Annotated in this window: 27 protein-coding genes; 7 read left to right on the forward strand and 20 right to left on the reverse strand. The window is 66.2% G+C overall.

Going from position 1 to position 25,981, the window contains the following annotated elements:
* Positions 1-45: 45 nt before the first annotated feature.
* From FHW64_RS20285 to FHW64_RS20300, 4 genes are read left to right on the forward strand one after another with little or no spacing between them, the layout of a single operon-like run.
* Positions 46-771, forward strand: a complete 726-nt coding sequence (locus FHW64_RS20285; protein ID WP_409350636.1) for an ABC transporter ATP-binding protein — start codon at positions 46-48, stop codon at positions 769-771.
* Positions 768-2,579 (forward strand): tannase/feruloyl esterase family alpha/beta hydrolase, encoded by a 1,812-nt coding sequence (locus FHW64_RS20290; protein ID WP_184529537.1) that lies wholly within the window; start codon positions 768-770, stop codon positions 2,577-2,579. Before FHW64_RS20285 ends, FHW64_RS20290 begins: the two co-directional genes overlap by 4 nt.
* A gap of 10 nt (positions 2,580-2,589) precedes the next feature.
* Entirely contained in the window at positions 2,590-4,314 is a 1,725-nt protein-coding gene (locus FHW64_RS20295) for an acyl-CoA dehydrogenase family protein (RefSeq protein WP_184529539.1), read from the forward strand.
* Between the two features lie 52 nt (positions 4,315-4,366).
* The gene (locus FHW64_RS20300; RefSeq protein WP_184529542.1) at positions 4,367-4,855 is read left to right on the forward strand and encodes a MarR family winged helix-turn-helix transcriptional regulator; all 489 of its coding nucleotides are present in this window, start codon (positions 4,367-4,369) and stop codon (positions 4,853-4,855) included.
* Positions 4,856-4,865: 10 nt separating this feature from the next.
* Here FHW64_RS20300 and FHW64_RS20305 read toward each other — a convergent pair whose 3' ends face one another.
* The 3 genes from FHW64_RS20305 to FHW64_RS20315 all read right to left on the reverse strand — a co-directional run bounded on the left by FHW64_RS20305 (position 4,866) and on the right by FHW64_RS20315 (position 6,292).
* Entirely contained in the window at positions 4,866-5,243 is a 378-nt protein-coding gene (locus FHW64_RS20305) for a hypothetical protein (RefSeq protein ID WP_184529544.1), read from the reverse strand.
* Complete coding sequence (locus FHW64_RS20310; protein WP_184529545.1) at positions 5,240-5,467, reverse strand: hypothetical protein; 228 nt, start codon at positions 5,465-5,467, stop codon at positions 5,240-5,242. Before FHW64_RS20310 ends, FHW64_RS20305 begins: the two co-directional genes overlap by 4 nt.
* A gap of 66 nt (positions 5,468-5,533) precedes the next feature.
* Positions 5,534-6,292, reverse strand: a complete 759-nt coding sequence (locus FHW64_RS20315; protein ID WP_184529547.1) for a sulfite exporter TauE/SafE family protein — start codon at positions 6,290-6,292, stop codon at positions 5,534-5,536.
* A 57-nt stretch (positions 6,293-6,349) separates the two neighbouring features.
* On the opposite strand from FHW64_RS20315, the gene FHW64_RS20320 reads away from it, so the two are divergent.
* Positions 6,350-7,294, forward strand: a complete 945-nt coding sequence (locus FHW64_RS20320; protein ID WP_184529549.1) for an ornithine cyclodeaminase family protein — start codon at positions 6,350-6,352, stop codon at positions 7,292-7,294.
* Between the two features lie 3 nt (positions 7,295-7,297).
* On the opposite strand, the gene FHW64_RS20325 is transcribed toward FHW64_RS20320, so the two are convergent.
* Genes FHW64_RS20325 through FHW64_RS20340 form a run of 4 tightly spaced genes read right to left on the reverse strand, consistent with a single transcriptional unit; the run spans position 7,298 to position 10,872 of the window.
* A complete protein-coding gene (locus FHW64_RS20325) occupies positions 7,298-8,281 on the reverse strand; it encodes a tripartite tricarboxylate transporter substrate binding protein (protein ID WP_184529551.1) in 984 nt (327 codons plus the stop codon).
* Complete coding sequence (pcaF, locus tag FHW64_RS20330; RefSeq protein WP_184529553.1) at positions 8,281-9,486, reverse strand: 3-oxoadipyl-CoA thiolase; 1,206 nt, start codon at positions 9,484-9,486, stop codon at positions 8,281-8,283. Before pcaF ends, FHW64_RS20325 begins: the two co-directional genes overlap by 1 nt.
* Positions 9,487-9,523: 37 nt before the next feature.
* Positions 9,524-10,174, reverse strand: a complete 651-nt coding sequence (locus FHW64_RS20335) for a 3-oxoacid CoA-transferase subunit B (RefSeq protein WP_184529555.1) — start codon at positions 10,172-10,174, stop codon at positions 9,524-9,526.
* On the reverse strand, positions 10,171-10,872 hold the full coding sequence (locus FHW64_RS20340) for a 3-oxoacid CoA-transferase subunit A (RefSeq protein WP_184529557.1): 702 nt from the start codon (positions 10,870-10,872) through the stop codon (positions 10,171-10,173). The genes FHW64_RS20335 and FHW64_RS20340 overlap by 4 nt, the downstream gene beginning before the upstream one ends.
* Positions 10,873-11,015: 143 nt before the next feature.
* On the opposite strand from FHW64_RS20340, the gene FHW64_RS20345 reads away from it, so the two are divergent.
* Positions 11,016-11,801, forward strand: coding sequence for an IclR family transcriptional regulator C-terminal domain-containing protein (locus FHW64_RS20345; protein WP_184529559.1), 786 nt, complete (start codon positions 11,016-11,018; stop codon positions 11,799-11,801).
* 9 nt (positions 11,802-11,810) lie between these two features.
* On the opposite strand, the gene FHW64_RS20350 is transcribed toward FHW64_RS20345, so the two are convergent.
* Positions 11,811-12,827, reverse strand: a complete 1,017-nt coding sequence (locus FHW64_RS20350) for a tripartite tricarboxylate transporter substrate binding protein (RefSeq protein ID WP_184529561.1) — start codon at positions 12,825-12,827, stop codon at positions 11,811-11,813.
* A gap of 117 nt (positions 12,828-12,944) precedes the next feature.
* Here FHW64_RS20350 and rbsK point away from each other — a divergent pair, with 117 nt between their 5' ends.
* The gene (gene rbsK, locus FHW64_RS20355; protein WP_184529563.1) at positions 12,945-13,883 is read left to right on the forward strand and encodes a ribokinase; all 939 of its coding nucleotides are present in this window, start codon (positions 12,945-12,947) and stop codon (positions 13,881-13,883) included.
* A 3-nt stretch (positions 13,884-13,886) separates the two neighbouring features.
* Here the strand turns inward: rbsK and FHW64_RS20360 are convergent, their stop codons facing one another.
* From FHW64_RS20360 to FHW64_RS20415, 12 genes are read right to left on the reverse strand one after another with little or no spacing between them, the layout of a single operon-like run.
* On the reverse strand, positions 13,887-14,639 hold the full coding sequence (locus FHW64_RS20360; RefSeq protein ID WP_260305819.1) for a class I SAM-dependent methyltransferase: 753 nt from the start codon (positions 14,637-14,639) through the stop codon (positions 13,887-13,889).
* A gap of 52 nt (positions 14,640-14,691) precedes the next feature.
* Positions 14,692-15,558, reverse strand: coding sequence for an intradiol ring-cleavage dioxygenase (locus FHW64_RS20365; protein WP_184529567.1), 867 nt, complete (start codon positions 15,556-15,558; stop codon positions 14,692-14,694).
* Positions 15,542-16,627 carry a branched-chain amino acid ABC transporter permease gene (locus FHW64_RS20370; RefSeq protein WP_184529569.1) on the reverse strand — a complete coding sequence of 362 codons (1,086 nt, stop codon included), beginning with the start codon at positions 16,625-16,627 and terminating at the stop codon, positions 15,542-15,544. Before FHW64_RS20370 ends, FHW64_RS20365 begins: the two co-directional genes overlap by 17 nt.
* A 7-nt stretch (positions 16,628-16,634) precedes the next feature.
* The gene (locus FHW64_RS20375) at positions 16,635-17,606 is read right to left on the reverse strand and encodes a tripartite tricarboxylate transporter substrate binding protein (RefSeq protein ID WP_184529571.1); all 972 of its coding nucleotides are present in this window, start codon (positions 17,604-17,606) and stop codon (positions 16,635-16,637) included.
* Positions 17,607-17,639: 33 nt separating this feature from the next.
* Positions 17,640-19,244: an alkaline phosphatase family protein gene (locus tag FHW64_RS20380; RefSeq protein WP_184529573.1), complete on the reverse strand. Its 1,605-nt coding sequence runs from the start codon at positions 19,242-19,244 to the stop codon at positions 17,640-17,642.
* Positions 19,245-19,251: 7 nt separating this feature from the next.
* Positions 19,252-20,109, reverse strand: coding sequence for a branched-chain amino acid ABC transporter permease (locus FHW64_RS20385; RefSeq protein ID WP_184529575.1), 858 nt, complete (start codon positions 20,107-20,109; stop codon positions 19,252-19,254).
* Positions 20,110-20,124: 15 nt separating this feature from the next.
* Positions 20,125-20,826, reverse strand: a complete 702-nt coding sequence (locus FHW64_RS20390; RefSeq protein WP_184529577.1) for an ABC transporter ATP-binding protein — start codon at positions 20,824-20,826, stop codon at positions 20,125-20,127.
* Entirely contained in the window at positions 20,823-21,542 is a 720-nt protein-coding gene (locus FHW64_RS20395; RefSeq protein WP_184529579.1) for an ABC transporter ATP-binding protein, read from the reverse strand. Before FHW64_RS20395 ends, FHW64_RS20390 begins: the two co-directional genes overlap by 4 nt.
* Positions 21,543-21,552: 10 nt before the next feature.
* Positions 21,553-22,812 carry an ABC transporter substrate-binding protein gene (locus tag FHW64_RS20400; RefSeq protein ID WP_184529581.1) on the reverse strand — a complete coding sequence of 420 codons (1,260 nt, stop codon included), beginning with the start codon at positions 22,810-22,812 and terminating at the stop codon, positions 21,553-21,555.
* Positions 22,813-22,863: 51 nt separating this feature from the next.
* Positions 22,864-23,931: a maleylacetate reductase gene (locus FHW64_RS20405; protein WP_184529584.1), complete on the reverse strand. Its 1,068-nt coding sequence runs from the start codon at positions 23,929-23,931 to the stop codon at positions 22,864-22,866.
* A gap of 9 nt (positions 23,932-23,940) precedes the next feature.
* Positions 23,941-25,404, reverse strand: coding sequence for an aldehyde dehydrogenase family protein (locus FHW64_RS20410; protein ID WP_184530438.1), 1,464 nt, complete (start codon positions 25,402-25,404; stop codon positions 23,941-23,943).
* Positions 25,405-25,460: 56 nt separating this feature from the next.
* Positions 25,461-25,931, reverse strand: a complete 471-nt coding sequence (locus FHW64_RS20415) for a nuclear transport factor 2 family protein (protein WP_184529585.1) — start codon at positions 25,929-25,931, stop codon at positions 25,461-25,463.
* Positions 25,932-25,981 lie beyond the last annotated feature (50 nt).

Raw genomic sequence — 25,981 nt, forward strand, 5'->3', positions numbered from 1 at the left:
GCTCCCAGCGCGCATGGCTTTTTCCACACTTCCGGCGGAGCACTGATGACTCCTCTCTTGAGAATCCGAAACCTTCGCGCCGGGTACGGCCGCGCCGAGGTGCTGCATGGCATCGACCTCGAAGCCGGCCAGGGCAGCGTCGTGACCGTGATCGGCCCCAATGGCGCGGGCAAGTCCACGCTGCTCAATGCGCTGATGGGCGTGTTGCCTTCCAAGGGCGTGATCGAGTTCCGCGGCCAGCCGATCGATGGCCTGTCGCTCGAAGAGCGGGTGATGCTCGGCATTGCACTGGTTCCCGAGAAGCGTGAGCTGTTCGGCACGATGCCGGTGGAAGACAACCTCGTGCTTGGCGGCTTCCGCCAGGTGCGCCTCGGCAACCGCCAGTGGCGCGAACGCATCGACGAGGTCTACACGATCTTTCCGCGCCTCAAGGAACGCCGCACGCAGCTCGCGGGCACGCTCTCGGGCGGCGAGCGGCAGATGCTCGCGGTGGGCCGCGCGCTGATGTCGCGGCCATCGCTGCTGATGCTCGACGAACCCAGCCTCGGGCTCGCGCCGCTGGTGGTGCAGGAGATCTTCCGCACCGTGAGCGCGCTGCGCCAGACCGGCGTGACGATCCTGCTCGTGGAGCAGAACGCACGTGCGGCGCTCGAGGTGGCCGATCACGGCTACGTGCTCGAGATGGGCAGCGTGAGCGTCGAAGGCGAAGCCCGCCAGCTCGCCAGCGATTCGCGCGTGATCGATACGTACCTGGGTGCCAAGAAGAAATGAACCACCCCCAGCCTCGCCCACTTCGTGTGGCTCTGCACCCCCTCAAGGGGGCGCACCCCTGCGGCCCGGCGAAGCCGGTTCCGCGGGTGCTCCCGCATGGGCGATGGGTACTTGCATTGGGTGGTGCGGCTCTGCTCGCCGCATGCGCAGGCACGGGGCAGCCCAGTGGCTCGCCACCCAAGCTCGGTGCCGCACGGCCCGGTGCACTGCTGTCCTGCGGTGACCTCGCGAGCAAGGCCGCGGTGCCGGGCACGGTCTATACGCAGATTTCGTCGGTTGCAGCAGGCTCCGTCACGGTCGGCAACGCGAGCGTCCCGGTGCCGGCGCACTGCCTCGTGCAAGGCCAGATGAACGAACGCACGAGCCCCGTCGATGGCAATCGCTACGCCATCGGCTTCGAGATGCGCCTTCCGCTCGCATGGAACGGCCGCTTCTTCTATCAGGCCAACGGTGGTCTCGATGGCGTCGTGATCCCGGCGATGGGCGGCATCGGCGGTGGTGGTCCGACGACGACCGCACTGCAGATGGGCTTCGCGGTCATCAGCTCCGATGCGGGCCATGCAGGGTCGCTCGGTCCGCGCTTCGGCATCGACCCGCAGGCGCGGCTCGACTACGGCTACAACGCAGTGGCGCAGCTCACGCCGATGGCGAAGAACCTCATCACGCAGGCCTATGGGCGAGGGCCCGATCGGTCGTACATCGTCGGCTGCTCCAACGGCGGGCGGCACGCGATGGTCGCGGCGGCGCGCACACCCGACCAATACGACGGCGTGCTGGCCGGCGACCCCGGCTACAACCTGCCGCGTGCCGCAGTGGCGCAGCTCTACGGCGCGCAGCAATACGCCAAGGTCGCGAGCACCACAACCGCGGCGGGCCAGCCCGACCTGCAGAGCGCCTTCACGCCCGCGGAGATGAAGCTGGTCGCCGATCGCGTGCTCGCGCGCTGCGATGCACTCGACGGGCTCGCCGACGGCATCGTCTCCGACGTGAAAGCCTGCCAGACGCGCTTCCACCTCGACACCGACGTGCCGACCTGCACCGGCGCGCGCGACGGCCAGTGCCTCACGTCGCAGCAGAAGACCGCCCTCGGCAATGTCTTCGCCGGTGCGCGCAACAGCGCCGGCAAGCCGATCTACAACAGCTTCCCGTTCGATTCGGGTGTCAACGGCAGCAACTGGCGCGAATGGAAGTTCGTGAGCCCGCCGACGCGCGATGCGGGCGCCGTCCAATTCATCTTCACCACGCTGCCGCTCTCGGACCGCCCCGGCGGATTGCCCTTCGCACTGGGCTTCGACATGGACAAGGATGCTCCGCTGATCGACGCGACGAGCGGCATCTACCGCGAATCGGCGATGTCCTTCATGTCCCCTCCCGATGCGTCGAACCTTTCCAGGCTGCGTGATCGCGGCGCGAAGATGATCGTCTACCACGGCACGAGCGACCCCGTGTTCTCATCCGACGACACCGCGGACTGGTACGCGCGGCTGCAAACCGCGAATGGCGGCGACGCATCGTCCTTCGCGCGCTACTTCCCCGTGCCGGGCATGAACCACTGCTCGGGTGGCCCGGCCACCGACCGGTTCGACATGCTCACCGCGCTGGTGAACTGGGTCGAGCAAGGTCAGGCGCCCGAGCGCGTGATCGCCGCGGCGCGCGGACCGGGCGCATTGCAGGTCAACACCGAGGTGCCGGCCAACTGGTCGCCGCAACGCACACGCCCTTTGTGCCCCTATCCGCAAGTCGCGGTCTACAGCGGCGGCGACGCGGAATCCGCCGCGAGCTTCGCCTGCCGCGCGCGCACGCCTTGAAGTCTTTGCCATGAACTACCAACCTCGCCCCGAAGACGTGGGCTTCATCCTGAATGCGGTGCTCGGCACCGTGCCCCGCCTGCGTGCCCTGCCCGCCTTTGCCGACTACGACGAGGCACTGCAAAGCCAGGTGCTCGAAGAGGCAGGCAAGTTCGTCGGCGAAGTCATCGCGCCGATCAACCGTGACGGCGACGAGATCGGATGCCGGCTGGTCGATGGCGCGGTCATCACGCCCCCGGGGTTTCGCGATGCCTACCGGGCCTTCGTCGATGGCGGATGGCCTGCGCTCTCGGCCGCGACCGAAGATGGCGGCCAGGGCCTGCCTTCGGTGCTCGAAGCGGTTCTCTACGAATGGCTCAGCGCAGCGAACCATGGCCTGACCATGGCGCCGGGGCTGCTCCATGGCGCCTACGAGTGCATCCGGCATCACGGCAGCGATGAGCTCAAGCAGCGCTATCTCTCGAAGATCGCCACCGGCGAATGGCTCGCGACGATGTGCCTCACCGAGGCGCACGCGGGCAGCGATCTCGGCCAGGTGCGCACGCGTGCGGTTGCGCAAGCCGACGGCAGCTTCCGCGTCTCCGGCGGCAAGATCTTCATCTCCGGCGGAGAGCACGACCTGAGCGACAACATCGTCCATCTCGTGCTGTGCCGGCTGCCGGACGCACCTGCTGGCCCCAAGGGCCTGTCGCTGGTTCTGGTGCCGAAGGTGCTGCCCGACGGTTCGCGCAACGCAGTGCATTGCGAGCGCATCGAAGAAAAGATGGGCCTGCACGGCAGCTCGACCTGCGTGATGCGCTTCGACGATGCGACGGGCTGGCTCATCGGCGAGCCGAACCGCGGGCTCGCTGCGATGTTCGTGATGATGAACTCAGCGCGCCTGCACGTCGCGCTGCAGGGCATCGGCCTGCTCGACGCGGCCTGGCAGAAGGCGGATGCCTATGCGCACGAACGACGCCAGATGCGGGCGCCCGGACCGACGCCTGCAAGCCGCGGCGCCGAAGCAGCCGACCTCGTGGCGGAGCATCCAGCCATCCGCCGCATCCTCGATACGCAGCGCGCCTGGATCGACGGCTCGCGCGCCATCGCCTACCGGACTGCCGTGCAGCTCGACATTGCGCGCCACGACGAAGATGCCAGGGCGCGCGAACGGGCGCAGCGCTGGTGCGCGCTCGTCACGCCGGTCATCAAGGCCGCGTGCACACAGCAGGCTTTCACGGGCGCGAGCGAATGCCTGCAGGTCTTCGGAGGCCACGGCTATGTGCGCGAGTGGGGCATCGAGCAGGTGGTGCGCGATTCGCGCGTGACCATGATCTACGAGGGCACCAACGAGATCCAGGCGATCGACCTGCTGGTGCGCAAGGTGCTCGCCGACGGCGGTGCTGGCATGTCGGGCGTGCTGATCGAGTTGCGTGACGAGCTCGACGCTTCGCGCGAGATCGATGCCGACGTGCAGCGGCGGCTGGCGCAGTTGCGCTATCTCACGACGACGATCGCCATGGCGTCGCACCAGGACCCCAGGCTGGCCTACGAGGTGGCCGACGACTATCTGCGCGTGGTGATGCTGGCGTTCATGGCATGGGCCTGGGCGAGGCTGGAGCACGCCGCGCCCGGCGACGCCCGCTGGGCCGCACCGGCCGCCGCCTTCCGGCGCTGGGTCCTGCCTGAATTCGAGATGCGGCTCGGCATCGTTAAGCGTGCCTGCGAGGCGGTGACCGTGCCGGCCACCGCCTGAGCTGCCCCGGAAAACGCCCGCAAGCGCCCGGAAGGCAGTTACGCTCGCATCCATGCCAGCACCCCGCAAGAAAACCACGCCCGTCGCCCATGCACAGGTCCCACGGTCCGATCATCTGGATACCCGTGTGCTAGAGACATTCGTCGGCTACAACGCGCGCAGAGCCTGGCTCGTGGTGAGCCAGGTATTCGCCGAACGCATGGCCGTCTACGGGCTCAAGCAGGTGGATTTCTCGGTGCTGTCGCTGCTCGCCCACAACCCGGGCGCGACCTCACGGCAGCTTTGCTCCACCCTCGACATCCTGCCGCCCAACCTCGTGAGCCTGATCGCGGCGATGGACAGCCGGGGCCTGATCGAGCGGCGTCCGCATCCGCATGACGGACGCGCCATCGGCCTGCATCTCACGCCGGCCGGCGAGGAGTTGATCCGCGAGGCGGAGCGGACCGTGACGCAGCTCGAAGCCGATGCCAGCGCGCGGCTCACGGCGCGCGAGCGCGAGACGCTGATCCGCCTGCTGCAGAAGGTCTATCTGCCGTCCTAGGGGCTGGGCGCTAGAAGCGCTCGGTCATCCGCAGCAGTTCGTGCGCGGCGTTGGCGACGAGTGCGGGATTGGGGTAGTAGAGCTCCCCGTTGAAATCATGACGGGCGTACGCGGAGCGCGCATCGTCGTAGCGCCTGCGCGCTGTCTGCATCGCGGCCTTGCGCCAGTTCGGCTGCATGGATTCCAGGCGCGCCCAGTGCGCTGCAGACAAGGTCGGGCTGTCGGGCACCGGTGCCGCACTCTCGCGCATCAGCAGTTCGCGGGCTTCACGCGTGATCGGATCGACCTCTCGCGACCTGTCGCGAAGATAGGCCAGGAGATTCGAGAGGAATGTGGCGCCGAAGAGGCTGAGGAGCGCCAGCCCAATGCCGAAATCAATCTTGCTCACCAGAACTTCCACCAGGGCCTTTTGCGCGAATACATCGAGGATGCGGCGGGCGGCAGCGTCTGAAGGCCGGTGTCGCGGATTCGGCGCCGTTGTTCCGCCTCGAGCGCCTGCGCCATGCGATGCGCAAGCTGATCTCCCCGCATTGCGCGAAGACGCCACTCCGACGCGAGGCTCTGGAGCTCATCGTCATCGAGGTTGGCGGGCGTTGTCGACGGGGCAGACATACCGAAATTCTGCCGATTGGCAGACATCGCGACAATCGTAGAGATTTGCATTACATCGTTGAGCGATCAAGCGATGAAGCCGTCCCAGGTGAGCTTGAGTCCGGTCAGCAGCATGCCGAGGTAGACGAACCGGTAGAACCACTTGGCATCGATGCGGCGCGCGATGCGAATGCCCACCCACACGCCCAACGGCGCGATCGGAAGCAGCACCAGCGAGGTCGCGAGGTTGCGCCAGTCGAGCAGGCCGAGCCACGCATACGGCACCCACTTGCTGAGGTTCACGACAAAGAAGAAATACGCCATCGTGGCGGTGTAGGCCAAAGGCGACAGGCGAAGCGGGATGACATACGCGGTCACCGGTGGGCCACCGGCATGCGCGATGAAGCTGGTAAAGCCGCTGATCGTGGTCAGCACCGCGCCGGTGGTCTTCGATGGCGGGGACGCGTTCGACTTCGGCGGGAACACCAGCCGCTGCACGAGGAAGACCAGTGTGAACACCCCGACGATGCCCGCGACCGTGTGCGCGGGCAGCGCCTTGAAGAGCAAGGTGCCGATCAGCGTGCCGACCAACCCGCACGGAATGAGGAACCACAGCAGTCGCTTGTCGAAATCGCGCCGGAACGCAGCAAGCCCCAGCAGGTCCATGAGCAGCAGCACCGGCATGAGGATCGCGGCCGCCTGCGGCACGGTGACTGCCAGCGCCATGAGCGGAACGGCGAGCGATCCGAACCCGGCGCCGAAGCCGCTCTTGCTGACGCCGAGCAGCAGCACGGCAGGGATGGCAACCGCATAGAAATGCGGATCGGTGATGACGGGGAGGCTCAAGATGACGACGGCCGGCCAAGCGGCGCGGGGGAAGCGCGAAGGCTACATTCTCCACTCATGAAGATCTTCGATGCCCAGCGGACCCGCTCCCACCTTGCCTTCGACCGGCTTGTACCCGCGCTGCGCGAGGCATTCGCGGGCAATGCGTCGGTGCCCAAGCGCCACGTGCATTCGATCGAAAGCGGCGGTGCGCACGGTACCGTGCTGATCATGCCGGCGTGGAGCGAAGCCGGCTTCCTCGGCATCAAGACCATCAATATCTTTCCCGGCAATGGCGCACTCGGGCTGCCCGGCCTGCACGCGACCTATGTCCTGTATGACGCCCGCACCGGCGTGCCGCTGGCACAGATGGATGGCAATGAGATCACCGCCCATCGCACGGCAGCCGCGTCGGCACTGGGCGCATCCTTTCTTGCGCGGGAGGACGCCCGCACATTGCTGGTCCTCGGCACTGGCCGCGTGGCGCGCCTGCTGCCCGCTGCACATGCGAGCACCCGCCCGATCGACAAGGTGCATGTCTGGAACCATCGGCCCGAGGGTGCCCGTGCGCTAGCCGCCGAATGGCGTCAAGCAGGTTGGGATGCCGAGGCGGTCGACGATCTTGCGGCTGCCGTGCGCGCCGCCGACATCGTGAGCTGCGCGACGCTCGCGACCGCGCCGCTGGTTCGCGGCGAATGGCTCGCGCCGGGATCGCATCTCGACCTGATCGGCAGCTTCACGCCGGCGATGAAGGAAGCGGACCCTTCCTGCTTTGCGAACGCAAGGGTCTTCGTCGATACGGAAGAAGCGCCGACCAAGGCCGGCGACTTGCTCGACGCATTCGCCGCGAAGACGCTCGCACCAGAGGAGATCCAGGCGACGCTCGCGCAACTCTGTCGAGGCGACAGCCCCGGGAGGATGTCTCAATCAGAGCGCACGGTCTTCAAGGCCGTCGGCAGCGCGCTCGAGGACCTCGCCGCCGCGACGCTGGTGTGGACCGGCGCCGCGGGGGAAGAAGATTGAAGCTCACTCCACAGTGGCGCCGGAGACCTTGATGATCTCGGCCCATTGGGCGCTCTCCCTGCGGATCAACGCCGCGTAGTCCGCGCTGCCGCCCAGAAGCGGCACCGCACCTTCGACGCCGAGACGCGACTGGAACTCCTCGGTGGCTGCGATCTTGAGCATCTGCCCCGACAGCTCCGTCACGACGGCATCGGGCGTGCCGCGCGGCGCGAGGATGCCGTATGTCAGTGTGCTCTCGAACCCGCCAAGCCCCTGGACACCGGACTCGGCGACCGTCGGCACATCGGGCAGTGACGGCCACCGCTTGCTTCCGGTAACTGCGACGGCGCGCAGGCGACCGCTCTTGACCAGCGCGAGCGCAGGCGGGATGACGCTGAACATCAGCTGCACCTGTTCGCCGGCCAGGTCGGTCAATGCCGGCGCGGTTCCCTTGTAGGGGATGTGGCTGAGCTTGACGCCGCTCCTCTGCCCGAACATCTCGCCCGTGAGATGCCCGCCGGTGCCGCTGCCGCTCGATGCGAAGTTGATCTTGCCGGGGTTCGACTTGGCGGCAGCTACCAGATCCGCGACCGTCTTGATCGGCGAACTCGCAGGGACCACAAGCAGCAAGGCCGACGACGCGAACATCGCGACGGGCACGAGGTCCTTCTGCGTGTCGTACTTGAGCTGGCTGTAGAGCGCCGGGTTGATCGACACCGTGCCCGAATGGCCCAGCAGCAGGGTCGCGCCGTCGGGCGCGCTTCGCACCACGTATTCAGTGCCGAGATTGCCGCCGGCGCCGGGCTTGTTCTCGACCACCACGCTCTGGTTGCGCAACTGGCCGAGGCTCTTGGCCATCTGACGCGCGAACACGTCGTTGCCGCCACCCGGGGTAAACGGCACGACGATGCGGATCAGCTTGCCTTGCAGTGACGACTGCGCCCATGCAGGCAAGCCCAGAGATGCCGCCACGCTCACCACGAGCGCACGGCGAGTGCAACGCAACATCAGACGCGCTCCAGGATGACGGCGATGCCTTGGCCGACGCCGATGCACATCGTGCACAGCGCATAGCGGCCGCCGCCCTTGTGCAGCTGGTTGATCGCGGTGGTCGCAAGACGTGCACCGCTGGCGCCCAACGGGTGGCCGAGCGCAATCGCGCCACCGTTGATGTTGACGCGCGCATCGTCGTCCTTGAGACCCAGCAGACGCAGCACCGCCAGACCTTGTGCGGCGAAAGCTTCGTTGAGTTCGATTACATCGATCTGGTCGAGCTTGAGGCCCGTTTGCGCGAGCACCTTCTGCGTCGCGGGCGCCGGGCCGATGCCCATGATGCGCGGCGCAACGCCGGCGGTCGCCATCCCAATCACGCGGGCGCGCGGCGTGAGGCCGTTCTTCGCGGCGGTCGCTTCATCGGCCAGCAGCAGCGCGCAGGCACCATCGTTCACGCCGCTGGCGTTGCCAGCCGTCACCGTGCCGTCGGGGCGGACCACGCCCTTGAGCTTGGCGAGTGCCTCGAGGCTCGTGTCGCGCGGATGCTCATCCTTGGAGACGATGATCGGATCGCCCTTCTTCTGAGCGACGCTCACCGGCACGATCTCGGCATCGAAGAAGCCCGACTTCTGCGCGGCGACTGCGCGCTGCTGCGAGGCCAGGGCCATGCGGTCCTGCGCTTCACGCTCGATCTTGTAGTCGGTCGCGACGTTCTCGGCCGTTTCGGGCATCGAGTCGACACCGTACTGCGCCTTCATCAGCTTGTTGACGAAGCGCCAGCCGATGGTGGTGTCGTACACGGCGTTGTTGCGGCTGAACGCGCTCTCGGCCTTGGGCATCACGAAGGGCGCGCGGCTCATGCTTTCGACGCCGCCGGCGATCATCAGACCGGCTTCGCCCGCCTTGATGGCGCGCGCGGCCGTGCCGACTGCATCGAGGCCCGAACCGCAGAGGCGGTTGATGGTGCCACCGCCAACTTCGATCGGCAGGCCCGCGAGCAGGCCGGCCATGCGCGCCACGTTGCGGTTGTCTTCGCCGGCCTGGTTTGCGCAGCCGTAGAGCACGTCGGCGACGGCTTGCCAATCGACGTTCTTGTTGCGCTCCATGAGCGCCTTGATCGGCAGGGCAGCGAGGTCGTCGGCGCGAACGCTCGACAGCGAGCCGCCGTAGCGGCCGAAAGGCGTGCGGATGGCGTCGCAGATGAAGGCTTCTTTGGTCATGGTGTGTCTCTCTCTCAGGTCGGTTCAGTGATTCGGATCAAACGGCGATCGGCAAGCCGACCAGCCTTTCGAGTTCGGCATGCTCGAGGCCGTCGACCTTGTCGATCAGCTTCAGGCCCGAAGGCGTGCATTCGATGGTTGCGAGATCGGAGTACACCCGCTTCACGCAACCGATGCCGGTCAGGGGATAGGTGCATTTCTCGACGATCTTGCTTTCACCCTTCTTGGTGAGCAGATCCATCATGACCCACGTCTGCTTGGCGCCGATGGCCAGGTCCATGGCGCCGCCGACGGCGGGAATCGCACCCTCTTCGCCGGTGCTCCAGTTGGCGAGGTCGCCGGTGACCGACACCTGGAACGCGCCGAGCACGCAGATGTCGAGATGGCCGCCGCGCATCATCGCGAAGCTGTCAGCATGGTGGAAGAAAGCACCGCCCGGCAGCAGCGTCACGGGCTGCTTGCCGGCGTTGATGAGGTCGTAGTCCTCCGAGCCTTCGGCGGGTGCGGGGCCCATGCCGAGGATGCCGTTCTCGCTGTGCAGGATGACTTCTCGCCCAGCGGGCAGATGGTTGGCAACGAGTGTGGGCTGGCCGATGCCAAGGTTGACGACTGCGCCGTCGAAGATGTCCTGCGCGACGCGGGCGGCGAGTTGGTCCTTGGTGCGGCGGGTGTAGGTTGCCATGATCATGCTGCCTGCTTGAAGCCGCCCGCCACGGTGGCGACGCGATCGATTTTGACGATCTTGTGGACGAAGATGCCGGGCGTGACGATGGTCTCCGGATCCATTTCGCCGAGCTCGGCGATCTCGTGCACGGTGGCGATCGTGCGATTCGAAGCCATCGCCATCACGGGACCGAAGTTGCGCGCGGCCTTGCGATAGGTGAGATTTCCCCAGCGATCGCCTCGTTCGGCTTTGATGAGCGCGACGTCGCCACGAATCGGGTACTCGAGCACGTACTGCTTGCCGTTGATCTCGCGCGTCTCGCGGTCGCCTGCGAGTTGCGTGCCGAAGCCGGTCGGGCAAAAGAATGCGCCGATGCCAGCGCCGGCCGCGCGGATGCGCTCGGCGAGGTTGCCTTGCGGCACGAGTTCGAGCTCGAGCTTGCCCGTGCGGTAGAGCTCGTCAAAGACGTAGCTGTCGGCCTGACGCGGAAAGCTGCAGATGATCTTGCGCACGCGCCCCGCCTTGAGAAGCGCGGCCAGCCCGGCGTCGCCATTACCCGCGTTGTTGTTGACGACGGTGAGGTCCTTGGCGCCCTGCTCGATCAGGCCGTCGATGAGTTCACCGGGGATGCCGGCGGTGCCGAAACCTCCGATCAGCACCGTGGCTCCATCCTGGATGCCAGACATGGCATCGGCGATCGAATGTGCGATCTTGTTGATCATGAAATCTGTCTCCGGGAAGGGAAGAGAGCCGATTGAGAACTCGAACGCGCCGAGCCTGAAGAATTTCTCGCCGCTACGTTCGATATTTTGTTCGCTATACGAACAGTTGTTCTTACAATGAATTCTAGGCAAGCTCATCCCCTATGGCAACCCACAAGAAACATCACGTTGCACCCGCGCCCGGCGACAGCTACGTGCAATCATTTGCGCGCGGTCTGCAGGTGATTCGCTCCTTCAGCGCGACCGCTCCACGCCAGACGCTCAGCGAAGTCGCCGCCGCAAGCGGTCTCACGCGCGCGGGCGCGCGGCGCATCCTGCTCACGCTGCAGACGCTGGGCTACGTCGCGTCGGACGGAAAGCTCTTCAGCCTCACGCCACGCATCCTCGACCTGGGGTTTGCCTATCTCTCGTCGATGCCGATCTGGGACCGCGCCGAGCCCGTCATGGAAGCGCTGGTACAGCAGGTGCGGGAATCGTGTTCGGCCGCAGTGCTCGACGCAACCGACATCGTCTACGTGCTGCGGGTGCCGACACACAAGATCATGCGCATCAGCCTCGGCGTGGGTTCGCGCCTGCCGGCCTACTGCACCTCGATGGGTCGGCTGCTGCTCGCCGATCTGGAAGACGACGAGATCCGCGAGAGGCTGTCGGTTTCGCCACGAGAGGCCTTCACCAAGCACACGGTGACCGACCTCGATGCCCTCTTCGCCAAGGTGATGCAGGCGCGTCGGCACGGCTGGTGCCTGGTCAACCAGGAGCTCGAAGAAGGGTTGGTCTCCATCGCCGCACCCATCGTCGACCGCGCCGGGCGTGCAGTGGCGGCACTCAACATCAGCGGGCAGGCCAACCGAACGAGCGCGAAGGTGATGCAGGAGACGATGCTGCCCGCGCTGCTTGATTCGGCGCGGACGATCTCGCGCCTGCTGTAGCGGCGCCGGTCAGGCGTCGGAGTGGATGCCTCGCATCAGGATCACGCCGCCGAGTTGGGTGGTATCACTGCGCATGCGATAGGCCAATGATTGCGGCGTGCCTGCGTTCGCCTGCCAGCCGGCGGAGAGCAGGCGCTGCTGGACTTCGGCGGAGTGGACGACCTCCACAAGCGCGGCATTGAGCCTGGCGACTGCCGTCTGCGGCAGGCTCGCAGGCGCGGCGATCGCCGTCCAGATTTCGAGATCGGCGCCACGCACATTGGCATCGCGCAGCGTCGGCAACTCGGCGAAGAGCGGACTGCGTTCCGGCGAAGTCACGCCCACAGCCTTGAGCTTGCCCGACTTCACATGCGGCTTGGCCAGGCCCGGCGGCAGCAGCGCCAACTGGATCTTGCCCGCGAGCATCGCCTCGATGACCTGGGGGTTGCCGGTGAACGGCACATGCACCGCGCGAATGCTTGTGCGGGTCTTCAGTAGCTCCATGCCCAGATGGCCGACGGTGCCGACGCCTGGCGTGCCGTACTTCCCCGAATCGCCGAGATTGCGGGCCCAGAGGAGCAGCTCTTCAGGATTGGCGCCCACCGCGTCCCCCGACACTGCAAGCACCAGCGGCGCGGTACCGATCAGGCTCACCGGCGAAAAATCCTTCTCGGGATCGAACGGCGTGTGCGGGTTGAGCAGCTTCGCGATCGTGAGATTGCCGTTGATCAGCGCACCGATGGTGTGGTCGTCCTGCGCCTTCGCGACTTGATCGGCCGCGAGATTGCCGCTCGCGCCCGGACGGTTCTCGACGATCACGGGCTGACCCAGCAGCTTCGAAAGTGGCTCCGAGATTGCGCGGGCCGCGAGGTCCGGCGAAGCACCGGCCGGGAATCCCACGAGCAACCGCACCGGCTTGGTCGGCCACGAATTCGATGGCGCCGATGACGGTCGGGCATTGCGCGCACGCGCGGCGTCCTGGGCCCATGCGCTCGAAGTGCAGAGCGTTGCGGCAAGGGCTTGCAGGAGGCGGCGTTTGGTGAGCATGACTACGGAGAGGGTCAAAAATCGAGTTACAGGACGTTACGTCAGCCCTCCGTGCCGTGCAAGTCAGTCCAAATAGTTCGTTTTTTCGACGCCCCGAGTGAGGCAATATCTCCAGCCATGACAGACATCGCAGTCTTTGGCAGCCTCAACATGGACCTCGTCGTGCGCGTCCCTCGCGTTCCCGATGCGGGCGAAACGCTGCAGGCGCACAGCTTCATGACCAACCCGGGCGGCAAGGGTGCGAACCAGGCCGTCGCATGTGCGCGGCAAGGTGCCCGAGTTGCAATGGTCGGGCGCGTGGGCGAAGACGCTTTCGGGCTTGCGCTCAGGACATCGCTCGAAGCGGACGCCATCGAGACGCGTCACGTCGCGACGGCGCCCGACTCGACCGGCGTGGCACTCATCATGGTCGACGACAGCGCGCAGAACCGCATCTCGCTCATTCCAGGCGCCAATGCCTTCGCGAGTGATGAGGACATCGCGCGCCTGCAGGACGACCTGCGCAGCGCGCGCCTGCTCCTGTTGCAACTCGAAGTGCCGATGGACGCCGTGCTGGACGCCGCGACGCTTGCTCATTCGAAGGGCTGCACCGTGGTGCTGAATCCAGCGCCCGCCCAGCCCCTCCCGGACGCGATGTGGGGCCTGCTCGACATGCTGGTGCTGAACGAGACGGAGGCCGCGCTGCTCTGCGGCTTCGCCATCGATGACATCACCAGCGCCGCGCGCGCCGCCGAGGCACTGCATCGTCGCGGACCACCGCGGGTGATCCTCACCATGGGCAGCGAAGGCGTCGTCGCCTGCGACGCCACAGGCTGCCGTCACTTCGCCGCGCTAAAAGTGAATGCCGTCGACACCACCGCCGCGGGCGACACTTTCATCGGTGCCCTGTGCGCCGCACTCGCGAGAGGTGAATCGATGGATGTCGGCATCGCGCTCGGCATCCAGGCCGCAGCACTATGCGTGACGCGCGCCGGTGCGCAAGCCTCGATCCCGCGTCGCGCGGAGCTTCTGTCGCTCGCGCCGGTCGATCGACCGACGACCGTGGCGATTCGCTGAGCTTCAGCCCGGCTTGACCGCCGTGTACTCCGAGAAGATCCCGAGCTCGGTATGGCGGCTCACCTGCTCGAAGCCCGCTTCGCGCAGTGCCGCAAGCACCAGGTTCGGGACGATGCACGCCTCGATGGTGTCCCAGTAGTAGCGCCAGAGTTCGGCCGTGTCGTGGCGATGCGCCACCACCTTTGCGATCACAGGCACCACGCTGCGCATGTAGGCCTTGAGCACCGCGGTGCCGACACGACCTGCCGGCTTGGTGATTTCGAGCACCAGCAGGCGACCGCCCGGACGCAACACACGGAAGAACTCTGCGAACGCCGCGTGCACGTCGGAGATGTGCCGCAGCGCATAGCCCATGCTGACGAAGTCGCAGCTCGCGTCGGGCCGCGGAATCGCTTCCGCGCGGCCTTGCACCAGTTCAACGCCGGGGAGCGACACCTCGCCCATCATGCCGGGGCTCGGGTCGACGCCGACGAGCCGGCCTTGCGGACCGATCAGCTTGACTGCCTCGCGTGCCACCAGCCCCGTGCCGATGCCGACGTCCAGCACTTCGGCGCCCTTGGCCAATCCGGCGCGCTGCAGCGCCGAGCGCCGATACCACGGGCCCGACCCCATCGCGAGCACGCGCTCGATGCGGTCGTAGTCGGGCGCTGTGTCGTCGAAGATGCGGCGCAGGAACCGCTGGTGATCGGCTTCGTCGCCGTAATAGTCGTGCAACGGCGCGTGCGGTGGCAGCACCTCGTTCGAAGCGGTGGGCAAATGCGATTCCTGCATGCGGGCGATTATGGCGACCCGCCAACAAGGCGTCGACTCAGTTCGGGCTTGGCTCCAGCACGAAATCGAAGGCCAGCGTGTGGAAAGGTCTTGCCTGCACGCTCCCGTCCGGAGCAACGCCGTCAGGATGAGATTCGAAATTGCCGATCAGCGAGTTACGGACGCCGAACACCGCATCGCTGTCGAGGTACTGATCGTCGCCGCGAAACACGTGCGTGATCAGCGTCTCGTAGCCCGGCGCCTGGATCATGAAATGCACATGCGCGGGTCGCCACGGGTGCCGCTTGGTGGCCTTCAGCATCGTGCCCACAGGGCCATCGGTCGGGATCGGGTATGCGACGGGCATCACGCCCCGGAACCACAGCCGCCCTTCCGCATCGGTGCGAAACACCGCGCGCCCCTGGGGCCGGTCGAGGTCCGCGCGCTGCACGTCGTAGAAGCCTTCGGCATCGGCTTCCCACACGTCGACCTGAGCATTGGCGACAGGCTCGCCGTCGCGCCCACGCACCGTCGCGTTGACGAAGAGCGGATCGCCCTTGGCACCGCCCGAGATGTCGTCGCCCAATGCGAGCGTCGGCGCACCGGGGACATGGAAAGGTCCGAACACCGTCGCCTCGGTCGCCTGCGGGCTCTTCGCATGGTTCATGGCCACCGTGAGCATCGACAGCCCCAGCGTGTCCGACAGCAGGATGAACTCCTGCCGCTTGTCGGTGCACTTCTGGCCTGTGGCGGTCAAGAAGTCGATGCCCGCCGCCCATTCGGCCTCGGTCAGTTTCACCTCGCGCGCAAAGTCGTGCATGTGGCGGACCAGCGCCGACATGATCTCCTTCAGGCGCGGATTCGGGCAATCCGCCATCCGCGCGAGCACGGCGGGCGTGATGGTGTCTTCATTGATGTTTCGCATGAGCGTGAAACTCCAGGTTGGATGCGTGGGATGACGGAGCCGCCGGAATCGCGCGCCTGGGCGTTGCAGCATCGCGCAACACCAGCCGCCGCTGCGTCGGGAAGAGTGACCAGCCCCAACGCTGCTGCGCGAATCCCCACAGCCCCTGCTTGAAGAAGATGGTGGTCACGATCGCGAGCAGACCCAGCCCCAGCAGATACCAGGTGCCGTAGTCGCTCAGGAACTTGTTGAGCGCCCAGAAGATGACCGCACCGACGATCGGCCCTTCGATGCGACCGATGCCGCCGATCACCACCATGAAGATCGCGAACGCGGTCCAGTTGACGCTGAAGGCCGCATCGGGGCTGATGCGCAGGTTGCCGACGAAATAGAGCGCACCCGCGAGCCCCGCGCCAAAAGCAGCGACCACGTACACCGCGAGCTTCATCCGCGCGACGGGGATGCCTTGCGATTCAGCGGCGACTTCGTTGTCGCGGATCGCTAGCAGCGCCAGCCCACGCTTGCTGCGCAGGAAGAGATAGACCAGCGCAATCGCCGCGACGACGCAAGCCAGCGCCATCCAGTAGGTGACGCTTTCGCGCGTCGCGCGCTCGATGCCGCGAAGCGCCGTCAGCGTCGTGCCCGAGCCACCACCCACTGCCGACACGTTGGCGAAGCTGAGCCTGAACACTTCGGCGATCACCCAGGTGCCGATCGCAAAGTACCCGCCCGAAAGCCGGAACGCCACGAATGACACCGGCACCGCGATCAGCCCCGCCGCAAGCGCGCCGAGCGGAATGGCAACGAAGGGATTGAGCCCGACGAAGTTGCCGAGCATCAGCATCACGTACCCGCCGAACCCGAAGAAGGCCTGCTGCCCGATGCTCACCATGCCGCCATAGCCCGCGAGCAGGTTCCACATCATCGCGAAGATGAAGTAGCAGGCGATCTCGACGAACTCGCGCATCCAGCTCGATTCGCCCCAGAACGGCAGGCTTGCGGCAAGCAACGCGAGCACGAGCCCACCCACGCCCGCCACACGGCTCATCGGCGTGGCGCGCTCGACTGCGAACGGAAGCGACGGCGTCATGGCGTGCTCAATCCAGTTGCAGGTTGATGCGCTCGGCCACCTTGCCCCAGCGATCGCTCTCGGCGCGCAGGCGTTGCGACGCTTCCTTCGACGTATTCGCGAGCGGGTCGAGATCGAGGATGGCAAGGCGCTCGCGCACCTCGGGCGCCGCCATCGCCTTGGCCACTTCGGCCTGCAGTCGATCGATCACCGCTGGCGGCGTCGAGCGCGGCATCGCCATCATTTCAGCGAAGGTCGCTTCGTAACCCTTGGCGCCGGCCTCGGCGGCCGTGGGCACCGACGGCTGGCTCGCGAGTCGCTTCGAGCCCGACACGACGATCGGCACCAGCTTGCCGTCCTTGATCAACGGGCCCACCACAGGCGATGCGAGGAAGCCGCAAGGCACCGAACCGCCGAGCACATCCTGCATCGCCGGGCCAGGACCGCGGTAGGCCACGTGCTGCATGTTCGCGCCGGTGGTCGAAAGCAGCATCTCCATCGCCATGTGGCCCGGCACGCCCGGGCCGCCCGAGGCATAGCTCATCGGTGCCTTCTTCGCGACCGCGAGCAGCTCCGGCAAGGTCTTCACGCCGACGGAGGGATGGCACACCAGTTCCTGACTGAAGCTCGCAAGCTGCGTCACCGGCACGAAGTCCTCCATCGGCTTGAACGCCAGCTTCTTGTAGAGGTAGGGGTTGATCGTGAACATCGTGTCCGGGCCCACGAGCACAGTATGCGAATCGTTGGTCCGCAGCACTTCCTGCATGCCGATGTTGCCGCCCGCACCGGGCTTGTTGTCGACCACCACCGGCTGGCCGAGCGCCTTCTGCAGGCTCGGCTGGATGAGGCGCGAAATGATGTCACCCGGCGCGCCGGCCGGAAAGGCGACCACGAGGCGCACCGGCTTGGTCGGCCATGCGCCATCGGCGGCCGCGGCGCCGAGCGGCAGCATCGCGGCACCGGCGAGCGCGGCGGTCAGGGTTCTGGCAATGAATCGCATGAAGTCTCCGTTGTGTCTGTCTTTTGGCAGCGCTCACCAGGCGCCGATGAGAATGCCGGCGTCTCGCTCGCGCCTGTTCCAGGCCGCGATCGCGGCCGGCGCGATGGTGGGAAAGCGGTGGCGCGCCCGCAGCCAGGCAAAGAGCCGCGCGAGCATCTGTTCACGCACCGCCGCATGCGCGGGGTCGCGTCCGAGATCGACCAGTTCCTGCGGATCGTTCTCGAGGTCGAAGAGCATCGGCGGCAAATCTTCGAAGTGCACGAACTTCCAGCGCCTGTCGCGCAGCATCGTCATGTGGCAGCGCTCCACGGGCTGCCCGATCGGTAGACGCACCGTATCGCGGAAGGCGTAGCTGTTCTCGCAGACGACGAACTCCTTGCCGGATGCCCCCTCGTGCGCGTGGACCAGAGGCAGCAGCGAGGCTCCTTCGAGCCACTGCGAAGGGCGCTCGATGCCCAGCGATTCGAGCACCGTCGGCACGATGTCGATGCACTCCACCAGCGCATCGCTGGCGGTGCCGCGTGTAGCGTCGGCCTCCACGCGCGGATCAGAAACGATCAACGGCACGCGCACGATCGGCTCGTGGAACAGCTCCTTCTCGCCGAGCCAGTGATCGCCCAGATAGTCACCGTGATCGCTCGTGAAGATCACCAGCGTCTCCCGATCGATGCCCTGCTCGTGCATGAACGCGAACAGGCGTCCGAGCTGGTCGTCGACCTGCTTCACGAGCCCCATGTAGGTCGGGATCACGGTGCGGCGCACTTCGTCGCGGCTGAAACTCTCGCTCGCTGTGTCGCGACGGAAACCTTCGAGCACCGGATGCGCGCCCTCGCGCTCTGCATCGCTGCGAACTGCCGGCTGCACATCGTCGGGCCCGAACATGTCGTGATACGGCGCGGGAACGACATAGGGCCAGTGCGGCTTGATGTACGACAGGTGCAGCACCCACGGCGTGTCGCCCGCTTCCCTCATGAAGTCGATCGCGCGGTCCGTGGTGTAAGGCGTTTCGCTGTGCGGCTCCTCGATCGCGGCGGGCTTGTCGGCCCAGCGCATCTGCCAGCCGCTCAGGATCTCGCCGTTGGGCCCGCGGCCCGAATTCGCGAAGTCGTGCCATGGGTTGTCGGACACATAGCCGCGCTCGCGCAGCCAGTCGCAGTAGGCATTGCCGCTGACCTTGAAGCCCGGCGGCCAGATGCCGTCGTCGCGTGCGTAAGGCTCGAAGCCGCCTTCCATTGCGAGGAGGCCTTCACCCTGCGTCACGTCGATGCCGAGCCGCTTCGCGCCTTCGACATCGGCTTCCACGTGCGTCTTGCCGACCAGCGCACAACGCACGCCGTGCGGCCGAAGATGTTCGCCGAGCGTCTTCTGCCCGACCGACAGGGGCACGAAGTTCCACATCGCGCCATGGGTGCTGACGTAGCGGCCGGTGTAGGTCGACATGCGCGATGCGCCGCACACAGAGCCTTGCACGTAAGCGCGGTCGAAGCGCACGCCACGTGCTGCCAATGCATCGATATTCGGCGTGTGCAAGCGCGGATGGCCGTAGCACGACAGATAGTCCGCACGCAGCTGGTCGCACATGATGAACAGCACGTTGCGAAGCGCGCGTGGGGCTTTGGAAGAAGTCACGTCTTTCATGGATGGCTCAGCGCGTTTTCGGGAACAGCCCCTGCGGTCTCAAGACCAGGATCAGCAGGAACACGAGATGCCCGACCCAGATGCCCCAACCCGGGTCGAGACGAAAGCCGATCTGCTGCGTGATGCCGAGGATCATTGCGCCGGCCAGCGTGCCCCAGAAGGAGCCCATGCCGCCGATGATCACGGCCTCGAACGCGAAGAGCAGCAGCAGCGGCCCGTCGGAAGGCGACACCGTCGTTCGCATGCCTTGCAGCGCACCGGCGATGGCGATCAGCACGAAGGCGATGGCAGTGGCCAGCGCATAGACCTTCTTCGCATTGAGGCCCATCAACTCCGCGATCTCGCGGTCGTCCGACACGGCGCGGAACGAACGCCCGAGCGATGTATTCGCGAACAGCCACTGAAGTCCTCCTGTTGCCACGAGGGCGATCGCGAGGACGATCAGCGGCAGCACACCCACCGACAGCGACTCGCCCAGATGCAGCCCCTGCGTGTTGAGGCCACCCGTTTCGATCGAACGAGGATCGGCGGAGAACAGCTCCAGCAGCAGGTTCTGAATGACGATCGACAACCCGAAGGTCACGACCAGCGAAGGCAGCGGATCCTTGCCCAGCGTTCCGTTGAGCACATAGCGCTGCAGCACATAGCCGAAGCCGAAGGCAACTGGCAATACCGCGAGCGAGATCAGCAGTGGCGCATCGCCGAACAGCGACGTGCCCGCGATCACCGCGAACGCGCCGAGGATGATGAAGTCGCCCTGCGCGGTGTTGGTGAGGCGCATGACGCCGAACATCAGCGACTGCCCGAGCGCGAACAGCGTGTAGAGGCCGCCGAGCAGCACGCCCTGGACGATGGTTTCAAGCACTGGATGTCTCCCCGCTCAGAGGCCGAAATAGGCCTGCGAAATCTGCTCACGCGTGAGCGCATCGGAACGCCCTTGCAGCGACACGCGGCCTTCCTGCAGGCAATAGATGCGCTTTGACACACGCTGCGCCATCGTCACGTCCTGCTCGACGATCACCACCGTCATGCCTTCGCGCACCAGCGTCGGCATCGCCGCATAGATCTCGTGGATCACGATGGGCGCGAGGCCCAGCGAGAGTTCGTCGCACAACAACACATCGGGGTTGCTCATCAGCGCGCGGCCCAGCGCGACCATCTGCTGCTGCCCACCCGAAAGCGCGGTGCCCGGATTGCTTCGCTTCTCGGCAAGAATCGGGAACAGCTCGTAGACGCGCTTCAGGTTCCAGGGCCCCTTGCGTGCGCTGAGTCCGCCGATCTGCAGGTTCTCCTCGACGCTCAGGCTCGGAAAGAGGCGCCGGCCTTCCGGCACCATCGCGAGGCCCCGGCGCACGATCTCACCCGGCGGCAGACTTCCGATCGCCTCACCCTTGAACTGAATCGCATCACGCGGTGCGCGCACCAGTCCCGTGAGGCACTTGAGCAAGGTCGACTTGCCCGCGCCGTTCGCGCCGATGATCGCGACCACCTCGCCCTGCGAGAGCGAGAAGTCGACGCCGAACAGCGCCTGCGCGTCGCCGTAGAACGCCTTCAGCCCTTGCGTGGAAAGCAATGCCGTCATGCCTCCACCCCCATGTAGACGCGCCGCACTTCAGGGTCGTTCATCACCGCGTGCGGCTCGCCTTCCGCGAGCTTCTGGCCAAAGTTGATGACGAAGAGCCGGTCGGCCAGCGAGAGCAACGCGTGCACCACATGCTCGATCCAGATCATGGTCACGCCGCGCGCCTTGATCTGCTTGAGTTCCTCGACGAGTTGCTTTGCCTCAGGCTCTGTGAGGCCGCCCGCGATCTCGTCGAGCAACAACAGCTTGGGCCGCGTCGCGAGTGCACGCGCGAGTTCGAGCCGCTTGCGATCGAGCAGCGTGAGCCCGCCCGCAGGCTTGTTGGCATGCGCCATCAACCCGGTCTGCACGAGCACTTCATGCGCGGTCTGCCATGCCTCCTGCTCACCCTCCTGCGCGCCGAAGCACGCAGCCGTCACGAGGTTCTCGAACACGCTCATGTTGCCGAAGGGCTGCGGCACCTGGTAGCTGCGGCCGATGCCGGCGTGGCAACGCTGGTGCGGCTTGAGCGCGGTGACATCGACGCCGTCGTACTCGACGTGACCCGCATCCACGCGCGCGTCGCCCGAGATCAGGTTGAACAGTGTGGTCTTGCCCGCGCCGTTCGGCCCGAGGATGCCCAGCGTCTCGCCCTCGCTCACCGCAAGCGTGATGTCGTCAGTGACCTTGAGCGCGCCGTACGACTTGCTGACGGCATGAAGTGCGAGAAGGGGCATCGCTCGGCTCTCAAGCAGGCATTGGACGGAGCGTGCCGCCGGTCGGAATGTTCGGCGCAGCCTCGTTGCTCACGATGGTCAGCTCGTACTTGAACTTCTTGCCCTTGCCCCACTGCCCGAGCACCAGCGGCGTCTTGCTGACGTTCTTGAACGGGCCCTGCCCGCCCCACTTCACCGGCCCGACAACGGTGTCGAGCGAGGTCGCAGCCACGGCGTCGCGTACATCCGCGGCCTTCGTCGACTTGGCGCGCGAGAGCGAACTGGCCGCCACTTCGAACAACGCATGCGCGAAGCCGATCGGTTGCGTCCACTGCTTCTTGGTACCGGCCTCGTAGGCTTCGGAAAGCGACTTCGCGGTCTGCTTCGTCAGGCTCGAAGTGAACGGATGCGACGGACTCCACCAGACTTCGGTCGAAAGCCCATCGCCCAGGTCGCCCAACGCTTCGATCGCGCCCGGGAAGAGCAGCGCCTTGCCGAGCGTGATGATCTTCGGCCGGAAGCCCTGCTGCCTGGCTTGCGTGAGGAAGGTCTTCGCATCGGGCGGAATCACCACGCCAGTAACTATCTCCACGCCGCCGCTCTTGAAGGCTGCGATCTGCGCGCTGAAGTCCTGCGTGCCGTTCTGGAAGCGGCCCGGGTCGATGAGCGTGAAGCCCATTTGCGAGAGCGGCTTCGGGAAGCCCAGCTCCTTGTCGCCCCAGGCATTGCCGTCGCCATCGTTCGGGAACAGGCCGCCGACCTTCTTGTTGGTCGGCACCGTCTTCCAGCCGTTGGTGAAATTCATGATGACGTCCTCCAGCCCCCAGAAGAGGTGGTACGTCCAGTTGAAGCCTTTCGCCGGATCGCCCTTGCGGCCGAAGAACCACGGCTGCCACGGCACCACGCTGGAGATGCACGGCAGCTCGTTCAGCTCGCAGGCGTCACTCACCGGATTGGCCGTCTCGGGCGTGCCTGCCGTGAGCACCAGCGCGACCTTGTCCTTGAGGATCAGGTCGTTCGCCACCTCGCCCGCGCGGTTCGGATTCGACTGGCTGTCCTTGAGCACGATCTGCACGGCGTACTTCTTGCCGCCGATCGGGATGCCGTCCTTGAACGCGGCCTTCATTTGGTCGATGACCCACTTGTCGGCCTCGCCGAAGGGCGCGAGCGGCCCGGTCTGCGGCGACACGTAGCCGATCTTGATCGTGTCCGCCGCGAACGCGTGCGGCACGGCACTGGTGGCGGCCAGCGCGGCGGCGGCCTGGGTGAACTGTCTGCGATTCAATGTCATGGTCGTCTCCTTTTCTGTTCTTTCTCTTCCTGCACAAAAAATCGCGGGGATTCAGCGCGGCGGATCGCCGTCGAAGGCGCGCTGCAGCAGCGCACGGATCGCATCGCGCTCGGCGGCTCCGAAGGGCCGCGGGTTCCAGTAGGGGTTGCTCACGGCAATGTCGGCGGCACGGTCGAGGTCTTCGGCCTTCATGCCGATGTCCTTGAGCGCCACGGGTGCGCCGTTGTCGCGTGCCAGTGCCTGCAGGCCGGCGGGTGCGGATGCCGCGCCGAGCGCCTTGGCGATGCGGTCCATCGCGCGCGGAGCCGCTTCGGCGTTGAAGGCGATCGCATGCGGCAGCACCACGGTATGCACTTCGGCATGCGGCAGGTTGAAGCTGCCGCCGAGCGTGTGGCAGAGCTTGTGATGCAGCGCCATGCCCACGCTGCCGAGCACCGTGCCGCAAAGCCAGGCGCCGTAGAGCGCATCGGCGCGCGCCTCGATGTCGTCGGGCTGCTTCCGGATCGCTGGCAGAGCGCGTGCAATCGCAGAGATGCCTTCCTGTGCCATCAAGTCCATCACCGGGTTGCTGTCCTGCGCGTAGAGCCCTTCGGCCGAGTGCGCGATCGCGTTGATGCCGCTGGTCACGCTCAGGCCCACCGGCAGGCTGCGCGAGAGTTCGGGGTCGTAGATCACGGTGCGCGGCAGCACGCGCGGGTCCTTGCCGGTTTTCTTGAGGCCGGCTTCGGTGAGGCCGTAGATCGGCGTCATCTCACTGCCTGCATAGGTGGTCGGGATCGCGAGGATCGGCAGGCCCGAATCGAGTGCGATCGCCTTGCCAAGGCCGGTGGTCGAGCCACCGCCTATGGCCACTGCGCAATCCGCTCCGAGCTTTCTCGCGACCTCGCGTGCTTCACGCGCCGTCTCGATCGGCACATGCATCACCGCGCGATCGAAAACACCTGCGGCATGCGCGCCCAGCATGTCGGCCACGCGCTCGGCCTGCCCCCGCTGCTCGGGCGTCGAAAGCACGAGCGCGCGCTTCGCGCCCAGTGCATCGATTTCCCGGGAGAGATGGCGCAGCGAGCCCGCGCCGAAGACGACGCGTTGCGGATGGCTGGTGTAGACGAAGTCGCGCATGGGTTTCCTTCAACGAACGAAATGGGGTGGAATCTGTGCGTCGATGTTCACCCAAACGCTCTTCACCTGCGTGTATTCGCGCATCGCATCGAAACCCATCTCGCGCCCATAGCCGCTCTGGCCGACGCCGCCGAAGGGCGAGCCGGGGTTCACGCGCTTGTAGCTGTTGATCCACACCATGCCGGCATGCAGGTCGCGCGCGAAGCGATGGGCCCGTGGCAGGTTGGCGGTCCACAGGCCGCTGCCCAGGCCGTAGTCGGTGCCGTTGGCGATCTGCATTGCCTCCTCGTCGTTCTTGAAGGTCAGCACGGTGACAAAGGGGCCGAAGACCTCTTCCTGCGCCACGCGGTCGCGGTACGACTTGGCGCGCACGATGGTCGGCTCCACATAGCAGCCGCGTTGCAGCTCGCCGCCCGGCGCCTTGCCGCCGGCGAGCACTTCACCGCCGTCGCCCTTCGCGACTTCGACGTAGCTCAGCACGCGCTCCTGGTGCAGGGCACTGGTGAGCGGCCCCATCTCGGTTGCGTCATCGAGCGGATTGCCGAGGCGGATCGATTTCGCGAGCGGAAGGAACTTGTCGAGGAATTCGTCGGCGATCTTCTCGTGCAGCATCAGCCGCGATCCCGCGATGCAGGCCTGGCCCTGGTTGTGGAAGATCGCCCAGGCGCTGCCGTTGACCGCGGCAGGCAGGAAGGCATCCTCGAACACGATGTTCGGCCCCTTGCCGCCGAGTTCGAGCTGCACCTTCTTCAGATTGCCCGCGCTTGCCTGCACCACACGCTTGCCGGTCGCCGTGCTGCCGGTGAAGGCGATCTTCGCGATCTCGGGGTGCTCCGCGATGTACTGGCCCACCACGTGGCCCAGCCCTGGCACCATGTTGACCACGCCATCCGGCATGCCGGCTTCGGACATCAGCTCGACGATCCGGAGCGACGTCAGCGGCGTGATCTCGGCCGGCTTCATCACGATGCAATTGCCGGCCGCAAGCGCGGGGCCCATCTTCCAGCTCGTGAACATCAGCGGGAAGTTCCACGGCACCACCTGCCCGACGATGCCCACCGGCTCGCGCAGCGTGTAGTTCAGGAAGCCGGACTCGACCGGAATCGTCTCGCCCTGGAACTTGTCAGCCATGCCGCCGAAGTAGCGGAAGCACGCGGCCGTCCGTGGCACATCCAGTTTGCGTGAGTCGCGCACCGGATGCCCCGTATCGAGCGATTCGAGCCGCGCAAGGTCTTCAGCGTTGGCTTCGATGAGGTCGGCCAGCTTCAACAGGATGCGCCCGCGGTCCGCCGCCGCCATGCGGCTCCAGGCCGGGAAGGCACGCTTCGCCGCGGCCACCGCCTTGTCGACGTCGGCCTTGCCGGCGAGTGCGACCTGCGCGATGGTCGAGTTGTCGTGCGGGTTCAGCGTGGCGAGCGTTTCGCCCGATTCGGCATCGACGAAGCGGCCGTCGATGAAGAGCTGGTGGCGGATGGGCGTATTCAGGCCCGCGGCGTTCTGGATATCTGCGAGGTTCATGGCGTCAGGTTTCATTCGGTCTTGCCGGCAAGCCAGGGATAGCGCCCCGTGTCCTTGCCTGCGTAGTCGGGGTCGAGATAGATGAAGCACCGCTGGATCAGCCAGTCGCGCACTTCGAAGACATCGCACCAGCGGCCAGCGCCCCACTCGGGCACGCCGGCGCGCCAGGGGCCATCCGCGTGCTCGCCGTGGCTCGTGCCTTCGCAGGCGAAGAGATCGGTGTGCGTCATGACCCAGTTGAAGCCCGCGTAGTCGTGCCGGATGGCCTTGCCGCGACTGCCGACATCGCCGAACAGCTTGCCGATCTGCTCCTTGCCGTTCGCGAGTCCCCATTTGGGGAAATACACCTGCGCGTCGTCCGCGAACAGATCGAGGATCGACCCGCCGGTGGACGTGACGCCGCCGTTGTCATAGGCCTTGAGGTATTCGAGGGCCACCGACTTGCGCTGCTCGTCGGTCATGGTTTGACGTGTGAGTGCCATGGTGTGTCTCCTTCTTCGATGACGACTTCGACTGGCGTGACGACCCCCCG

The organism is Variovorax sp. Sphag1AA (genome assembly GCF_014192575.1).
GTDB lineage: Bacteria > Pseudomonadota > Gammaproteobacteria > Burkholderiales > Burkholderiaceae_C > Variovorax.

Excerpts from the sequence above, each read along its gene's own strand:
- FHW64_RS20295 (WP_184529539.1), top strand. The coding sequence starts at position 2,590 with ATGAACTACCAACCTCGCCCCGAAGACGTGGGCTTCATCCTGAATGCG.
- FHW64_RS20375 (WP_184529571.1), bottom strand. The coding sequence starts at position 17,606 with ATGCGATTCATTGCCAGAACCCTGACCGCCGCGCTCGCCGGTGCCGCG.
- FHW64_RS20380 (WP_184529573.1), bottom strand. The coding sequence starts at position 19,244 with ATGAAAGACGTGACTTCTTCCAAAGCCCCACGCGCGCTTCGCAACGTG.
- FHW64_RS20390 (WP_184529577.1), bottom strand. The coding sequence starts at position 20,826 with ATGACGGCATTGCTTTCCACGCAAGGGCTGAAGGCGTTCTACGGCGAC.
- FHW64_RS20350 (WP_184529561.1), bottom strand. The coding sequence starts at position 12,827 with ATGCTCACCAAACGCCGCCTCCTGCAAGCCCTTGCCGCAACGCTCTGC.
- FHW64_RS20290 (WP_184529537.1), top strand. The coding sequence starts at position 768 with ATGAACCACCCCCAGCCTCGCCCACTTCGTGTGGCTCTGCACCCCCTC.
- FHW64_RS20285 (WP_409350636.1), top strand. The coding sequence starts at position 46 with ATGACTCCTCTCTTGAGAATCCGAAACCTTCGCGCCGGGTACGGCCGC.
- FHW64_RS20405 (WP_184529584.1), bottom strand. The coding sequence starts at position 23,931 with ATGCGCGACTTCGTCTACACCAGCCATCCGCAACGCGTCGTCTTCGGC.
- FHW64_RS20365 (WP_184529567.1), bottom strand. The coding sequence starts at position 15,558 with ATGCGAAACATCAATGAAGACACCATCACGCCCGCCGTGCTCGCGCGG.
- FHW64_RS20400 (WP_184529581.1), bottom strand. The coding sequence starts at position 22,812 with ATGACATTGAATCGCAGACAGTTCACCCAGGCCGCCGCCGCGCTGGCC.
- FHW64_RS20395 (WP_184529579.1), bottom strand. The coding sequence starts at position 21,542 with ATGCCCCTTCTCGCACTTCATGCCGTCAGCAAGTCGTACGGCGCGCTC.
- FHW64_RS20300 (WP_184529542.1), top strand. The coding sequence starts at position 4,367 with ATGCCAGCACCCCGCAAGAAAACCACGCCCGTCGCCCATGCACAGGTC.
- FHW64_RS20335 (WP_184529555.1), bottom strand. The coding sequence starts at position 10,174 with ATGATCATGGCAACCTACACCCGCCGCACCAAGGACCAACTCGCCGCC.
- FHW64_RS20415 (WP_184529585.1), bottom strand. The coding sequence starts at position 25,931 with ATGGCACTCACACGTCAAACCATGACCGACGAGCAGCGCAAGTCGGTG.
- FHW64_RS20325 (WP_184529551.1), bottom strand. The coding sequence starts at position 8,281 with ATGTTGCGTTGCACTCGCCGTGCGCTCGTGGTGAGCGTGGCGGCATCT.
- FHW64_RS20310 (WP_184529545.1), bottom strand. The coding sequence starts at position 5,467 with ATGTCTGCCCCGTCGACAACGCCCGCCAACCTCGATGACGATGAGCTC.
- pcaF (WP_184529553.1), bottom strand. The coding sequence starts at position 9,486 with ATGACCAAAGAAGCCTTCATCTGCGACGCCATCCGCACGCCTTTCGGC.
- FHW64_RS20320 (WP_184529549.1), top strand. The coding sequence starts at position 6,350 with ATGAAGATCTTCGATGCCCAGCGGACCCGCTCCCACCTTGCCTTCGAC.
- FHW64_RS20370 (WP_184529569.1), bottom strand. The coding sequence starts at position 16,627 with ATGACGCCGTCGCTTCCGTTCGCAGTCGAGCGCGCCACGCCGATGAGC.
- FHW64_RS20340 (WP_184529557.1), bottom strand. The coding sequence starts at position 10,872 with ATGATCAACAAGATCGCACATTCGATCGCCGATGCCATGTCTGGCATC.
- rbsK (WP_184529563.1), top strand. The coding sequence starts at position 12,945 with ATGACAGACATCGCAGTCTTTGGCAGCCTCAACATGGACCTCGTCGTG.
- FHW64_RS20345 (WP_184529559.1), top strand. The coding sequence starts at position 11,016 with ATGGCAACCCACAAGAAACATCACGTTGCACCCGCGCCCGGCGACAGC.